This is a genomic window from Streptomyces sp. NBC_00335, from assembly GCF_036127095.1.
Lineage (GTDB): Bacteria > Actinomycetota > Actinomycetes > Streptomycetales > Streptomycetaceae > Streptomyces.
The window spans coordinates 5721895-5737622 of record NZ_CP108006.1 but is presented as its reverse complement, the minus strand read 5'-3'; the positions used below and the strand labels follow the sequence as shown (position 1 = coordinate 5737622).

Annotated in this window: 10 protein-coding genes; 2 read left to right on the top strand and 8 right to left on the bottom strand. The window is 71.3% G+C overall.

The window, feature by feature from the left end; all coding sequences use genetic code 11:
• Window positions 1-112: 112 nt before the first annotated feature.
• On the bottom strand, window positions 113-571 hold the full coding sequence (locus tag OHA37_RS25810; RefSeq protein WP_266908952.1) for a GtrA family protein: 459 nt from the start codon (window positions 569-571) through the stop codon (window positions 113-115).
• A complete protein-coding gene (locus OHA37_RS25805; RefSeq protein WP_266908951.1) occupies window positions 571-1572 on the bottom strand; it encodes a glycosyltransferase family 2 protein in 1002 nt (333 codons plus the stop codon). The genes OHA37_RS25810 and OHA37_RS25805 overlap by 1 nt, the downstream gene beginning before the upstream one ends.
• 154 nt (window positions 1573-1726) lie before the next feature.
• On the opposite strand from OHA37_RS25805, the gene OHA37_RS25800 reads away from it, so the two are divergent.
• Both OHA37_RS25800 and OHA37_RS25795 read left to right on the top strand, forming a co-directional pair.
• Window positions 1727-4606 (top strand): bifunctional glycosyltransferase/CDP-glycerol:glycerophosphate glycerophosphotransferase, encoded by a 2880-nt coding sequence (locus tag OHA37_RS25800; protein ID WP_266908950.1) that lies wholly within the window; start codon window positions 1727-1729, stop codon window positions 4604-4606.
• Entirely contained in the window at window positions 4603-5799 is a 1197-nt protein-coding gene (locus OHA37_RS25795; protein WP_266908949.1) for a glycosyltransferase, read from the top strand. The genes OHA37_RS25800 and OHA37_RS25795 overlap by 4 nt, the downstream gene beginning before the upstream one ends.
• Window positions 5800-5902: 103 nt before the next feature.
• Here OHA37_RS25795 and galE read toward each other — a convergent pair whose 3' ends face one another.
• From galE to OHA37_RS25765, 6 genes are all read right to left on the bottom strand, one after another.
• Window positions 5903-6892 carry a UDP-glucose 4-epimerase GalE gene (gene galE / locus OHA37_RS25790; RefSeq protein ID WP_266908948.1) on the bottom strand — a complete coding sequence of 330 codons (990 nt, stop codon included), beginning with the start codon at window positions 6890-6892 and terminating at the stop codon, window positions 5903-5905.
• Between the two features lie 113 nt (window positions 6893-7005).
• Window positions 7006-8628, bottom strand: a complete 1623-nt coding sequence (locus tag OHA37_RS25785; protein WP_266908947.1) for a glycosyltransferase family 2 protein — start codon at window positions 8626-8628, stop codon at window positions 7006-7008.
• Window positions 8629-8759: 131 nt separating this feature from the next.
• Entirely contained in the window at window positions 8760-10202 is a 1443-nt protein-coding gene (gene obgE / locus OHA37_RS25780) for a GTPase ObgE (RefSeq protein WP_266908946.1), read from the bottom strand.
• Between the two features lie 179 nt (window positions 10203-10381).
• Window positions 10382-10636, bottom strand: coding sequence for a 50S ribosomal protein L27 (rpmA, locus tag OHA37_RS25775; protein WP_030013081.1), 255 nt, complete (start codon window positions 10634-10636; stop codon window positions 10382-10384).
• A gap of 13 nt (window positions 10637-10649) precedes the next feature.
• Complete coding sequence (gene rplU / locus OHA37_RS25770; RefSeq protein ID WP_214950890.1) at window positions 10650-10970, bottom strand: 50S ribosomal protein L21; 321 nt, start codon at window positions 10968-10970, stop codon at window positions 10650-10652.
• 481 nt (window positions 10971-11451) lie between these two features.
• Window positions 11452-15534: an Rne/Rng family ribonuclease gene (locus OHA37_RS25765; protein ID WP_266908945.1), complete on the bottom strand. Its 4083-nt coding sequence runs from the start codon at window positions 15532-15534 to the stop codon at window positions 11452-11454.
• Window positions 15535-15728: the final 194 nt, after the last annotated feature.

The following is a 15728-nucleotide window of genomic DNA, read 5'->3' as shown; positions in this document are numbered from 1 at the left end:
GACCCTTGACCCTCGCCGAACGCACAGCACGTACGAACAGCACGTACGAACAGGAACCTGCGAACCTGCCCGCTCAATCTACGGGGTGGCCGGGCGGCGGCGCCCTCCGGTTTCAGACCGTGGACGCGGTGTGGGCCTGCTCCGGTTCTCCGGCCGGTCCGGCCGTCCCCGGAATGAGGATCTTGCGGGAGATGACGAAGGTGAAGGGGATCGCCACGACGGCCGCGACCAGCGGTGCGATCTTGGTGTTCATGCCCGCCCAGCTCACCAGGGCGTACAGGCCGGCGGACTGGACCACGAAGTTCGTGACGTTGGTCAGCGGGAAGAGGAGGAACTTCTTCCAGGTCGGCCGGGTCCGGTAGGTGAAGTAGGTGTTCATGAAGAACGAGCCGACCATCGCCAGCACGAAGGCGAGGGAGTAGGCGGCGAAGTACGGCATCCACGGGTGCAGGAGCAGGTAGAGGACGTAGAAGGTTCCGGTGTTGACCGCGCCGACCAGACCGAACCGGACGATCTGGCCGAGCTGGGTCTTCCGGTCGGTGCCCGACTGCCCGTCCGTCGTGCGCGACATCAGTTGCTTCGCTCGGCGATCACGGCCTCGGCCTGCGGCAGAGCCGCGTCCCGGATGTCCGTGGGGGCGCCCGTCCGGTCGGTGCCGTGCGACTCCTTCACCAGGAAGTGCGGCCGGCGCTTGGTCTCGTAGTAGATGCGGCCGATGTACTCGCCGATCAGGCCCAGCATGATCATCTGAATGCCGCCCAGGCCTGCGATCAGGCCGACGGTGGTGACGTATCCCGGGGATTCCACCCCGTGGGTCATCGCCATGATGGTGATCCACAGGGCGTAGAGACCCGTCAGGCCCACCAGGGTCGCGCCCACCCAGATGCCGATGCGCAGCGGCCTGTTGTTGAACGAGATGAGCCCGTCCATGCCGTAGTTCAGCAGGGCGCCGAACTTCCACTTCGTCTCGCCGGCCTCGCGCTGCGCGTTGCGGTAGTCGAAGTGGACCGTGTCGAAGCCGATCCAGGAGAACAGGCCCTTGGAGAAGCGGTTGTACTCGGGCAGCGACAGCAGCGCGTCCACGGCCGGGCGGGACAGCAGCCGGAAGTCGCCGACGCCGTCGGTGAGCTCCACGTCGACCCAGCGGTTGACGCCCCGGTAGTAGAGGCGGCTGAGCGCCGAGCGGAGCTTCTTGTCGCCTTCGCGGGTGCGGCGGGCGATGATCTGGTCGTGGCCCTGCCGGTAGTAGTCGAGCATGGTGGCGATGAGCTCCGGCGGGTGCTGGAGGTCCGCGTCCATGATGACCACGGCGTCGCCGGTCGCCTCGCGCAGGCCCGCGAGCATGCCGGCCTCCTTGCCGAAGTTCCGGCTGAAGGAGACGTAGCGAGTCTGGTCCGTGTGCTGCGCCGCGATCTTGCGGAGCTTCTCGAGGGTCCCGTCGCGGCTGCCGTCGTCGACGTAGCAGACCTCGTACTCGACGGGCAGAGCATCCAGAACCTTGCGGATCTCCGTGTCGAAGCTGTCGATGACAGCTTCCTCGTTGTAGCAAGGGACTACTACAGACAGCTTCATGAACACTTCCTGCGGTCCGAACGGGTGGATTACGGCGACCGGACCTGCCACTCACCTCTCATAGAAGTATGCACGCCAGTGGGAGCGCTGCGGGGGCTGAGGGCGGCACACGGTAGCTTTAACGGGATAAGCGCAATGAAACAGAGGGATCGAGGTGCACGTGCCTGACGTCTCCGTGGTCGTCATCGTCTACAACGACGCAGAGCGTCTCCCGGCAGCAGTTCAGTCGGTTTTGGACCAGACCCTGCACGGGGTCGAAGTCGTGATCGTCGACGACTGCAGCAAGGACGGGTCCTACGCGGTCGCCCAACAGCTCGAAGCCGCGCATCCGGGGAGGGTGCGCGCCTTCCAGCTGCCGGAAAACAGCGGGGGCTGCGGCGCCCCGCGCAACTACGGCATCCAGCAGGCCACCGGTACCTACGTCATGTTCCTGGACAGCGATGACGTTCTGGAACGCAATGCCTGCCGCAACATGCTGGACGCCGCCGAGCGGACCGGGTCCGACCTGGTCTCGGGCATGTGCGTCCGGGTCCACCTCGACAGCCGTTCGGGGAAGACCACCGAGTGGTACCCGTGGATCTACGCGCGCACTCGCACGCTGGAGTCGATCACCGAGTACCCCGACCTGCTGGTTTACGACACCCTCTCCACGAACAAGTGCTATCGGCGCGCGTTCTTGCTGGAGCAGGGCCTGGAATTCCCGGTCGGCATCCACTACGAGGACCTGCTCTTCTCCGCGCAGGCCTACGTCGCCGCCAGCCGCATCACGCTCATCCCGAACCACGTTTACTACTGGAACGTGATCGAGAAGGCCTCGGCGAAGTCGATCAGCAACCGGCGCCACGAGATCGAGAACTTCGTCCACCGGATGGAGATCCACCGCCGCGTCGACGAACTACTGGCGGCCAAGGGCCACGCGGAGATCAAGTCCGCGAAGGACATCAAGTTCCTCAAGCACGACCTGGTGCTCCACCTGCGGGACCTGCCCCTGCTCGGTGACGCCTACCGCCAGGAGTTCGCCCGGCTCGCCAACGGCTACCTGGCCGGCATCGACCCGGCCGCGTACGACAGCGTCAGCAACCTCCAGGCCATCTGCGCCTACCTGCTCGGCAAGGAGGACTGGGACAACCTCCTGCCCGCCGCCGACGCCATGACCAACCAGGGCCGGCTCACCTCACCGCTCGCCGAGCGCTACGGGCGCGTCTACTGGTGCGAGCAGCACATCGACGGCCCCGACGCGGACACGGCGCGGCGGATACTGGACGTCACCAACCAGCCCTACGCCGGCGCACCGCTCGCCTCCCTCACCCTGGGCAACCGCCTCACCGGGTACGAGGACGACGGCCGCGGCACGGTCACCCTCTCGGGTGCCGTGGTGAACCCGCTGGGCCGGATCCGCCCGGACGTGGCGCTGAAGGCCTCGCTGGAGTTCCGGGCCCGCCGGCAGATCGGCGTCCGCTCCTTCAGCTTCCCGGTGGCAACCGTTCGCCACGCCGGCGACACGATCGAGTGGAAGGCCACGGCCGACATCGGCAGCACGGTCCGCCCGCTCGGCATCATCGACGCCGTCTGGGACGTACGCCTGAAGCTGACGGCCGGCTCCGACCGGCTCACCACCCGCGTCTCCGTCGGCGGGGTCGACCTGGAGAACGCCGCCCGGCTGCGCGTGCGCCCGCGGCTGACCCGGCTGGTCTCCGACCGCTTCGAGCCGGAGATGACCAAGAAGGGCAACCTCTCCTACGTCCTGACCGCCGAGGGCGCCGCCGCCGTGCGCACCCAGACGCTGATCGACGGCGCGATGCACGGCAAGGCCGCCGGCGTGGTCAAGCGGAGCCTGCGCAAGGCCCTGCGGGCCCGCCGCAACTTCGGCTCGGGCGAGCAGAAGGTGAAGGTCTACCACGAGGTCTTCTCGAAGCTGCCCATCAAGAAGGGCACGATCGTCTTCGAGAGCCACATGGGCAAGCAGTACAGCGACAGCCCGAAGGCGATCTACGACGAGCTGGTGCGCTCCGGCGCGCAGTTCGAGGCGATCTGGTCGTACGCGGGCGGCAAGCCCACCGGCTTCCCCAAGGAGGCCACCCTGGTGCGGCGCTGGAGCTGGGCCTACCTGCGGGCGCTGGCGCAGGCCGAGTACTGGGTCGACAACCAGGGCTTCCCGCTGGCGCTGACCAAGCGCCCGGGGACCACGTACATCCAGACCTGGCACGGCTCGGCGCTCAAGCGGATGGGCTTCCACGAGCCCCGCACCAAGGCGCAGGACCGTCCCGGCCAGGACCGCTTCCAGGCGGCCGTCGACCGCTTCGACCACTTCCTGATCCGCTCCGAGCACGACGCCCGCACCCTCGCCAAGGGTTTCCGGCTGCGTGACGAGGTGCTGCTGCGCACCGGCTACCCGCGCAACGACGCCCTGGTCGCGGCCCACCGCGCCGAGGCGCAGAGCGGCGAGCGGGTCCGCGGTCCTCTGGCGGGCGAGTTCGGGATCGACCCGGAGAAGAAGGTGCTGCTGTACGCGCCGACCTTCCGGGCGCGGGCGGACGGCACGGTGGAGGGCTTCAAGTTCCCCTTCGACGTGGAGGAGTTCGCCGACCGGCTCGGCGACCGCTACACGCTGCTGGTGCGCACCCACTACCTCAACAGCGTCACGCTGCCGCCGTCGGTCGCGGGCCGGGTCATCGACGTGTCCCGGCACCACGACATCACGCCGCTGCTGGCGCTCGCCGACGGGCTGATCACCGACTACTCGTCCGTGATGTTCGACTACGCGGTCCTGGACCGGCCGATGCTGTTCTTCGCGTACGACTACGAGAAGTACGCGAACGACATCCGCGGCACGTACTTCGACCTCAAGGAGAAGGCCCCGGGCCCGGTGGTCGCCACCGCGGACGAACTGCTCCAGGCCCTCGCCGCCTTCGACGAGGCCGATGCCAAGTACGCCGAGGCGCGCCAGCGTTTCCTCGCCGAGTTCGGCGAGTACGACCGCGGGGACGCGGCCCGCCGGATCGTCGAGAAGTTCTTCACCAGGAGCGGCAAGTGAGCCAGCAGACTTCCACCGCACCGCAGAGCCCCGGCGAGGCCGCCGGCGGCCGTGACATCTTCCTCGTCTCCAACAGCGTGGACGAGCTCGGTGGCGTGACCACCTGGTCGCACCAGATGGCCAGGCTGTTCAGCGACCGCGGACACCGGGTCCACGTCATCGGCATCACCCCCGTCGCCGAGGAACTCCGCCAGAAGTTCCCGGCGGACCTCCCCTACGCGGTGACCACGCTCTACGAAGCCCACCCGGCGGCGGCCCGCACGCTGCACGGCATCAAGGGCCGGCTCAACGCGCCCGAACGGCGCCGCCAGGCGGCCCGCAGGGCGACGATGCAGGCCAAGGCGGACCAGCTGGGCGAGCTGCTGCGCGCGGCCCGCCCCGGCGCCGTGCTGATCGTCACCCAGGTCTGGGCGATGGAGTGGGTGGCCCTGGCCGACACCAAGGGGTGCACGGTCATCGGCATGAGCCACGAGTCCTTCGAGGCCAGCAACAAGTCCTCCCGGGGCCAGCGGGTCCGCCGGTACTACCGGGAGGTCGACCGCATGCTCGTGCTGACCCCCGAGGACGCGGACCTCTGGATCCGTTCGGGCATGGAGAACGTCTCCAGCATGCCGAACCCGCTGCCGTTCATGCCCGACTCCCCCGCGCCGCGCACCGGGAAGGTCGTGGCGAGCGTCGGCCGCCTCGCCTTCGAGAAGGGCGTGGACCTGCTGCTCGACGCATGGGCGGACGCCTCCCCGCACCACCCCGACTGGGTCCTGCGGATCTACGGGGCCGGTGTGGAGGAGCCGAACCTGCGGGCGCACGCCGCCGGGCTCGGCCTGCAGGACTCCGTGGAGTGGATGGGTAGCACCAGCGATGTGCTGGGCGCGCTGAACGGAGCCTCCGTCTTCGCTCAGGCCTCGCGCGCCGAAGGGTTCCCGATCACGCTGCTGGAAGCGATGGCCGCGGGCGTGCCGGTGGCCGCCTTCGACTGCGCGCCGGGTGTCCGGGAGATCGTGACGCACGGCGAGGACGGGCTGCTGGCCCGGCTCGGCAACACGATGGAGCTGGGCGGGCAGCTGGACCGGCTGATGGCCGACCGCGAGCTGCGCGACCGGCTCGGCGACGCCGCCTTCCACAATGTGCAGCGGTTCTCCAGCGTCGAGATCACCGACCGGTGGGAAGAGCTGTTCTCCTTCCTGGAGCGCTGATCCCCACGCGCTGAGCCGCCGGACCCGTCCGGCGCAGTACGTACGAAGAAGCCGCCCGCCCCGGAATCGACCGGGGCGGGCGGCTTCGTACGCACTACCTGTTTCAGGCCTTGCGGTGGGCCTCCCAGCCCTCCCAGGCCGAGGTGATCATCTCGCGCACGTCGTGGCGGGCCTTCCAGCCCAGCTCCGCGGAGATCCGGTCGGCGGAGGCGACGACCTTCGCCGGGTCGCCGGGGCGGCGCGGGGAGACCGCGGGCGCGTAGGCGGCATCGGTGTGCCCGGTGGCCTCGTTCACCAGCTCGACCATCTCGCGGACGGAGACGCCCTCGCCGCGGCCGATGTTGACGGTGAGGTCCTTGTACTCGCCCTGCGCACCCCATTCGACGAGCTTGCGGGCGGCCACCACGTGGGCCTCGGCGAGGTCGGCGACGTGGATGTAGTCGCGGATGCAGGTGCCGTCCGGGGTCGCGTAGTCGTCGCCGAAGATCCGGGCGCCCTCGCCCTTGTCGAACCGCTCGAAGATCATCGGGACCAGGTTGAAGACGCCGGTGTCGGCGAGCTCGGGGGTCGCGGCGCCCGCCACGTTGAAGTAGCGCAGGCACGCGGTGGAGATGCCGTGGGCCTTGCCCGCGCCGCGGACCAGCCATTCGCCCGCCAGCTTCGTCTCGCCGTAGGGGCTCAGCGGCAGGCACGGGGTGTCCTCGGTGACGAGGTCCACGTCCGGCATCCCGTACACGGAGGCGGAGGAGGAGAAGAGGAAGTTGCGCACGCCCGCGGCCGCCACGGCCTGGAGCAGGACGGTGAGGCCGCCCACGTTCTCCTCGTAGTAGTGCAGCGGCTTCTCGACGGACTCGCCGACCTGCTTCTTGCCCGCGAGGTGGACCACGCCGGTGATGCGGTGCCGGGCGAAGGTCTCGTCCAGGACCTGCCGGTCGAGCACGGAACCGACCACCAGCGGGACACCCTCCGGGACGCGGTCGGCGTTGCCGGTGGAGAGGTCGTCCAGAACCACGACCTCCTCCCCCGCAAGCAGCATCGCGCGGACGACGTGCGCCCCGATGTAACCGGCACCACCAGTGATCAGAAACGTCATGCGTTGTCTCCTCAGTTCTCTTTCGTGCTTCTCTTCCGGCTTCCCGTCCGGCTTTGCGTCCCGGCTTTCCGTCCGGCCTTGCGTCCCGGCTGCCGGGGCGGCCGGGGCCCGCGCTAGCCGCGGATTATGCGAGCTCTGTGGAACCGGTGGCGGGCCAGGCTCATGACGCCCGAGGCACCGGGCGCGAGCCTCAGCGCCAGCGATCCGCCGGTCGTGCGGTACGGCTGCGCCAACAGCACACCGTACCGGCTGCTGGGCAGCACCCGCCGGTGGAGCAGGCGACTGAGGGGGCGCGGGGAGGTGACCACGGAGCTCCCGTCGGCGCACTCCACGCTCAGTTTCACGTCCCACGCCTGCAGGCCCCGCCGGCCTTCGCCCCGCCCGAGCCTCGCCAGGGTGGTGAGCCGGAAGGGCAGCAACGCGGTCCACCGGTCGCCGTCCCCCGCGGGGGTGAGCTCCACCGGTTCGGCGACCAGCAGCTCTCCCAGGTCGCCCCGGGGCTGGAAGCACAGCTGGACGGTGCGCGGGCCGGCCGCGGCGAGGCGCCCGTACAGGTCGTGCACCTGGATCCGCAGGCCCGCACAGCCGCTCGGTTCGGCGTCGATGGTGATGGGCAGCTCGGCCGTCTCCAGCTTTTCCAGTCCGTCCAGCTCCACCGGCAGCGTGTCGCTCCAGACCGGCGCTCCGGAGGGGCCGGTCGCGTACGGGGGCAGCAGGCGGGGCGGGTCGGCGGCGAAGCGGGTCAGCCGCAGCAGGTCGGCGGGGGCGGGCGGCGCCTCGTTGGCGAGCAGCACCCGCACGATCCAGCGGGCGTGCGCCCCGGCGGCCTCGATGTCCGCGTCGGCGAACCCGGCGACGTAGTCGCGGGTCAGCGTCCACCAGGCGGCCTGGTAGCCGGGGTCCTCGCCGAGCTCGCGCAGGTACATGCGCAGGTCGTACTCCAGGAACTTGACCTGGCAGGCACGGCCCAGCTCGGGCGAGGAGGCGGTCATGAGGCGCGAGGCCACGCGGTGGGCCTCGACGCGGGCGCTCCAGTTGCCGACGTCCTTGCGGTCCAGGGAGATGGAGACCTGGGCGGCGTTGCGGCGCACGTGCCACACGTAGACGAGGTCGCCGATCACCGCGATGCGGGGGCGGGCCGCCAGCACGCGGGCCGTGAACACGAAGTCCTCGTAGATGAACCGGCCGTCCGGGAAGCGGATCCCGTACATGTCCAGGAAGGCCCGCTCGTACAGCTTGTTGACGCAGAGGGTGTCGCGGACCAGCTGCGGCCTGTCCGCCGGGCGGTCGATGACCTCGCCCGGCGTGTACAGGCCGGGCACCCAGGGCACGTCGCGGCTCTCGGGCAGTTCACGGCGGACGCAGGAGCCGACGGTGACCGGCGACCGGTGCTCGCCGGCCGCGCGCACCAGGGCGTCGATCGCCCCGGCGGGCAGGACGTCGTCGCTGTCCAGGAACATGACGTACGGGGCGGTGGCAGCCGCGATCCCGTCGTTGCGGGGCGTGCCGCAGCCCCCGCTGTTCTCCGTGCGGTGCACGACCTTCACGCGGGGGTGGCTGGCCGCCAGCTCGTCCAGCACCTGGGCGGTGCCATCGGAGGACGCATCGTTGACCGCGATGACCTCGGCGACAACCGGCCCCTGGGCGAGGGCCGAGGAGACGGCCTGACCGACGAGCTCGGCATCGTTGTACGCGATCACGACGACGGCAACTGTGGGGGTATTGGTGGTCGTCACCCGTGGATCCTAGGCCACCAGAGTAAACGTGGCCTTAAGACGCGTCACTCCAACGGGCGATAAACGGAACCTGTGACTCGCCTGTGACGACGGCCGGAGATCCGGCCGTCGTCCACGGACACGGGCCCCGGTCAGAAGGGACGGAACTCGTCGTACTCCTTCTGAGCGGAATCCCGCTCGGCTTCCTTCTCCTTGCGGCGGGTGGTCGCCGGACGCGGAGCCTCCAGACGGTGGTCCTCACCGCGGCGGCCCAGCATCTCGGCGCCGGCCATCATGGTCGGCTCCCAGTCGAAGACGACCGCGTTCTCGTCGGAACCGATGGCGACGCCGTCACCCGCACGGGCACCGGCCTTCTTCAGCGCAGCCTCGACGCCGAGGCGGTTGAGGCGGTCGGCGAGGTAGCCGACGGCTTCGTCGATGTTGAAGTCGGTCTGGCGGACCCAGCGCTCCGGCTTCTCGCCGCGCACGCGGTACACGTCCTCGGCCTCGTCGTAGGCGATGGTGAAGCCCGAGTCGTCCACGGCCTTCGGCCGGATGACGATGCGGGTCGCCTCCTGCTTCGGCGTACGGGCGCGGAACTTCGCGATGACCTCGGCGAGGAAGTAGGACAGCTCCTTGAGGCCCGTACGGGAGACCGCGGAGACCTCGAACACCTTGTAGCCGCGGGCCTCGAGGTCCGGGCGGACGATGTCGGCGAGGTCCTGGCCGTCGGGGATGTCGACCTTGTTGAGGACGACGAGGCGCGGGCGCTTCTCCAGGCCGCCGCCGTAGAGCTTCAGCTCCTCCTCGATGGCGTCGAGGTCGGCGAGCGGGTCGCGGTCGGACTCCAGCGTCGCGGTGTCCAGGACGTGCACGAGGATCGAGCAGCGCTCGACGTGGCGCAGGAACTCCAGGCCGAGGCCCTTGCCCTGGCTGGCGCCCGGGATGAGGCCCGGGACGTCGGCGATCGTGTAGACCGTCGAGCCGGCGGTGACGACGCCCAGGTTCGGGACGAGGGTGGTGAAGGGGTAGTCGGCGATCTTCGGCTTCGCGGCCGAGAGCACCGAGATGAGCGAGGACTTGCCGGCGCTCGGGAAGCCGACCAGCGCCACGTCGGCGACGGTCTTGAGCTCCAGGATGACGTCGCCGCCGGTGCCGGGTACGCCGAGGAGGGCGAAGCCGGGCGCCTTGCGGCGGGCAGAGGAGAGCGCGGCGTTGCCGAGACCACCGCGGCCGCCCTCGGCAGCCACGTAGGTGGTGCCCTGGCCGACGAGGTCGGCGAGGACGTTGCCCTCCTTGTCGAGGACGACGGTGCCGTCCGGCACCGGCAGGATGATGTCCTGGCCGTCCTTGCCGGAGCGGTTGTCGCCCGCGCCGGGCGCGCCGTTGGTGGCCTTGCGGTGGGGGCTGTGGTGGTACTCCAGCAGGGTGGTGATCGACTGCTCCACCACCAGGATGACGTCGCCGCCACGGCCGCCGTTGCCGCCATCGGGGCCGCCGAGCGGCTTGAACTTCTCCCGGTGAACGGAGGCGCAGCCGTGGCCCCCGTTACCCGCGGCGACGTGCAGCTCGACGCGGTCCACGAAGGTGGTCATGGTTGTTCCTCCAGATACAGCGGGAATATCCCGGAAAGCCCGGGGGGTAGGCCTTGCTACCCATTAAACGTGTCTATGTGACAACGCGCCGAGGGCGGACCTCTCTTCCCGGCTGGCGCCGGGAAGAGTTGAGATCCGCCCTCGGGGTGTTACGAACGCTTCAGATCAGCAGAGCTGAATCAGGCGGCCGGAACGATGTTGACGACCTTGCGGCCACGGTGCGTGCCGAACTCGACCGAACCGGCCTGCAGCGCGAACAGCGTGTCGTCGCCACCACGACCGACACCCGAACCCGGGTGGAAGTGGGTGCCGCGCTGGCGGACGAGGATCTCACCAGCGGAAACGACCTGACCGCCGAAGCGCTTCACGCCGAGCCGCTGAGCGTTGGAATCGCGCCCGTTCCGGGTGGACGATGCGCCCTTCTTGTGTGCCATGTCTCAGTCCCTCTTACTTCGCAGCCGCGGGGATACCGGTGACCTTGATCGCCGTGTACTGCTGGCGGTGACCCTGGCGACGGCGGTAGCCGGTCTTGTTCTTGTACCGAAGGATGTCGATCTTGGCACCCTTGTGGTGGTCCACGATCTCGGCCTGGACCTTGATGCCGGCCAGGACCCACGGGTCGCTGGTCACGGCTTCGCCGTCGACAACGAGCAGGGTCGAGAGCTCGACCGTGTCGCCAACCTTGGCAGTGGGAATCTTGTCAACTTCAACGATGTCGCCGACAGCAACCTTGTGCTGGCGACCACCGCTGCGCACGATGGCGTACACGCGGATCTCTCTCTCACTCGAGTTCGGGAACCCCTGAAGCCAGCCGACCCCGCGACGAACCGCAGGCCGGCCTCCCCCGTCCCAGCCGCGAGGCGGCGGTACGGGAGGTGAGGTGCTCAGTGGATTGGCGTGCACATAGACACGCCAGCGACCTAGGTTACGGGGCCCGGTCTGGAGGGTCAAACCGGGGTCCCGAACGGGGCCCCGGCGGGCCGGCCCGGCTGTCCGCAGCGCTGCCCGCGGGCGCCGGACCAGGGCCGGCCGCCCGGTGGCCGCCCGGTCGGTGACCCGTTCGAGGCCGCCCGACGGCCGTGTGCGCCCGCCTCGTCGTGCCGTGGCCCGCCGTCGGCCCCGCCCCGCGCGGGGAAGCGCCGGGCCCTTGTGGCGGCGCACAGGCGCCGTGGGCGTACGCCGCGGAAAAAGGCCCCGCCCGGCACCGAATGCGGTGCCGGGCGGGGCCGGGTGCAGCGGGAGCCGCGGATCAGGCTTCGGTCGGAGCCGAGACGGAGGGCAGCGTCTGCTGCTCCGCCGCCGCGGTCTTCTTCGTCGCCCGCTTCGCGACCGTCTTCTTCGCGGCCGTCTTCGCCGTCGTCGTCTTCTTGGCGGCGGTCTTCTTCACGGCCGCCGCCTTCTTGGCCGGGGCCTTCTTCGCCGCGGTCGTGGTCGCCTTCTTGGCGGCCGTCTTGCGGACCGCCTTCTTGGCGGGAGCCGCCGGGGCGGCCTCCTCGACGACGGCCTCGGCCTCGGCCGGGGTCTCCGCCGGCGTCTCGACCGGAGCCTCGACGACCAGTACGGCCGCCTCCGCGCCCGCCGGGGAACCGGCCGGAGCGGTGGCCTTACGGGTGGCACGGCGACGCGGACGGGCCGGCGCGGCCTCGACGGGCTCGGCCGGGGTCTCGGCCGGGGCCTCGACGACGACCGGTGCGGCCTCGATGACGGCCTCGGGCTCCGGCTCGGCCACCGGGGCCGCGGGGGCCTCGGCAACCGGCTCCGGGGCCTGGACGGCCTCGGCCGGGGCGCCCGCCGGAGCGGTCGCCTTACGGGTGGCGCGGCGGCGGGTGCGGCCCTTGGGGGCCTCCTCCGCGACCGGCTCCGGGGCCTGGACGGCCTCGGCGATCTCGACCGCCTCGATGGCGATCTCGGGCTCCACGGCCTCGACGACCTCGATGACATCCGCCTCGACCACCGGCTCGGCCACGGGAGCCGCGGCCGCCGGGGCACGGTCCGTCGCCGCACCGCGCGGGGCGCCCGCCGGAGCGGTCGCCTTGCGGGTGGCGCGGCGGCGGTTGCGGCGCCCGCTCACTCCTCCGGCAGCGGCCTCGGCCTCGGCCGGGCTGCCGTAGAGCTCCTCGTCGGCGACGAAGGAGGGCTCGGGCAGCGCCACGGGAGCGGCGACCTCGGCCGCCAGCTCCGCCTCGGTCTCGATCTCGTAGTCATCACCCTCGGCGGTGTCCACGGCCTCGATCTCGTGGTCGTGCTCGTGTCCGCCCTGGCCGCCGCGGCGCTTGGAGCGCTTGCCGTTGCCACCGCCGCCGACCACGGTCGGGGTCTCCATGTGCACGATGACGCCACGGCCGTTGCAGTGGACGCAGGTCTCGGAGAAGGACTCCAGCAGACCCTGGCCCACCCGCTTGCGGGTCATCTGGACCAGACCCAGCGAGGTCACCTCGGCGACCTGGTGCTTGGTGCGGTCGCGGCCCAGGCACTCCAGCATGCGCCGCAGGACCAGGTCGCGGTTGGACTCCAGGACCATGTCGATGAAGTCGATGACGACGATGCCGCCGAGGTCGCGCAGCCGCAGCTGGCGCACGATCTCCTCGGCCGCCTCCAGGTTGTTCCTGGTGACGGTCTCTTCGAGGTTGCCGCCCTGACCGGTGAACTTGCCGGTGTTGACGTCGATGACGATCATCGCTTCGGTCTTGTCGATCACGAGGGAACCGCCCGAGGGCAGCCACACCTTGCGGTCGAGCGCCTTGGCGAGCTGCTCGTCGATCCGGTACGTCGCGAAGACGTCGACCTCGGAGGTCCAGCGCTTCAGCCGGTCGGCCAGGTCCGGGGCCACGTGGTTCACGTAGCCGTGGATGGTCTCCCAGGCGCTGTCACCGCTGACGATGACCTTGGTGAAGTCCTCGTTGAAGATGTCGCGCACGACGCGGACGGTCATGTCCGGCTCGCCGTACAGGAGGCTCGGCGAAGAGGTCGAGATCTGCTTCGACTTCTTCTGGATGTCCTCCCACTGGGCCTGCAGGCGCTCGACGTCGCGGCGCAGCTCGTCCTCGCTCGCGCCCTCGGCGGCGGTGCGCACGATGACGCCCGCGTCCTCGGGAACGATCTTCTTGAGGATGGTCTTCAGGCGCGCGCGCTCGGTGTCGGGCAGCTTGCGGCTGATGCCGGTCATCGAGCCCTCGGGCACGTAGACCAGGTAGCGGCCGGGCAGCGAGACCTGGCTGGTCAGGCGGGCGCCCTTGTGGCCGATCGGGTCCTTGGTGACCTGCACCAGGACCGACTGGCCGGACTTGAGGGCGGCCTCGATGCGGCGCGGCCCGTTGGCCATGCCGAGCGCCTCGAAGTTGACCTCACCGGCGTACAGGACCGCGTTGCGGCCCTTGCCGATGTCGATGAAGGCGGCCTCCATGGACGGCAGCACGTTCTGGACCTTGCCCAGGTAGACGTTGCCGACGTACGAGGTGGCTTCTTCCTTGTTGACGTAGTGCTCGACGAGCACGTTGTCCTCGAGGACGCCGATCTGGGTGCGCTCGCCGGACTGGCGGACGACCATGACGCGCTCGACGGCCTCGCGGCGGGCCAGGAACTCGGCCTCGGTGATGATCGGGACGCGGCGGCGGCCCTGCTCGCGGCCCTCGCGGCGGCGCTGCTTCTTGGCCTCCAGGCGGGTCGAGCCCTTGATGGACTGGACCTCGTCGGAGGAGGTGGAGCCGGTGAGGGCCTCCGCGCGCTCGCGCGCCGGGCGCGGCTCGCGGACCTTGACGACCGTGCGCACACCGTCGTCCTCGGCCGCGTCGGCGTCCGTGCCACCGTCACCGCTGCGACGGCGACGACGCCGGCGACGACGGCTGGAGCTGGAGCCGAGGGCCCCGTTCTCCTCGTCGTCCTCGGCCTCTTCCTCGTCGGCCTCCTCGGCGGACTCGGCGGCCTCGGCCTCTTCCTCGGCGGACTCGTCGAGGTCGGCGGCCTCACCGCGACGACGGCGACGGCCACCGCGGCGGCGACGGCGCGACGGGCGGTCGCCCGACTCGTCGGTCTCGTCCTCGTAGAGCTCGGCGGACTCGGTTTCGGCCTCTTCCTCGACCAGCTCTACGTCGGCCAGCGTGACCGGGCCGGACGGCGCGGCAGCGGCGGCGGCCGGAGCCTGGGCCACGGGCGCGGCGGTCTCGGCGGCGGCTCCGCGGCCACGGCGGCGGCGACGGCCGGCCGGCTGCGGGGCGGGGGCGGCCTCGACCTCGGCCTCGACGAGGTCGAGCTCCTCCTCCTCGACCTCCTCGGCCGGGGCGGCGGCAGCGGCGGCCGCGGCCATCATGGCTGCGGTCTCCGGGGTCTGGAACATCGGCTCGGCGAACACCGGGGCCTGGAATACGGCGACGGCGGGACGCCCGGCGCGGCGGCCACGGGCCGGAGCCTCGGCGGCGGGCGCCTCGGCGGCCGGAGCCACCGGCTGCGCGGCGGGGGCGGCGGCGGCCGGAGCGGTGGTGGAACGGGTGGCGCGGCGGCGGCCGCCGCGCTTCGGGGAGTCCACGGCGTCGGCGACGGTGACGGTGGCCTTGGCGGCGGCGACGGGAGCCTCGGCCACGGCGGCTTCCGCGGCGGGCGCCTCGGGGGCGGTCACGGCGCGGGTCGCACGGCGACGGGCACGCGGCGCGGGGGCTGCGGCCTCCTCGACGACCTCGGCGGCGGGAGCGGCCACGGGGGCCTCGACGACCGGGGCCTCGGCGACGGGCGCCTCGGGAGCGGTCACGGCGCGAGTGGCGCGGCGACGGGCACGCGGCGCGGGGGCTGCGGCCTCCTCGACGACCTCGGCGGCGGGAGCAGCCACCGGGGCCTCCACAACGGGGGCCTCGGGAGCGGTCACGGCGCGGGTCGCACGGCGACGGGCACGCGGCGCGGGGGCTGCGGCCTCCTCGACGACCTCGGCAACCGGAGCAGCCGCGGGAGCCTCGGCGACGGGCGCCTCGGGGGCCGCCACGGCGCGGGTCGCACGGCGACGGGCACGCGGCGCGGGAGCAGCGGCCTCCTCGACGGCCGGGGCGGCCGGAGCGGCTGCGGGAGCCTCGACGACGACCTCGGCTGCGGAAGCCTCGGGGGCGGCCACGGCGCGGGTCGCACGGCGGCGGGTACGGGCCGGGGCGGCGGCCGGGGCGGCATCCTCGGCGGGAGCTGCGGCCACCACGGGCGCCGGAGCGGCTTCGGCGGCGGCTACGGCGCCGCCGGGCGGGCCGGCCGGCCGGGACGCGGCGCGCCGGCGCCTGCGCGGCGGCAGGTTGTCGCTCGGGCTGCCACTGTCGGCGGCAGCGTTGTTGGCGGTGTTGTCGTTTTCGTTGTTGAGCATGCGGGGTTTCTCCCGTCACGCTCCCGGGCGCCGCGGCTGACTTCCGGTCCGGCACGGCCCCGCGTAATGAGCGCGGAACCGGCCTCCGGGGCGCGTTCGCCACACGGGAGCTCAGTTCAATGGCCGCCGGTTCCGTACGCGAAAGTCCGTACGGCCTGGCGGAAGTCTTCAAGTCTTCAGGTCTGTGCGCGGCC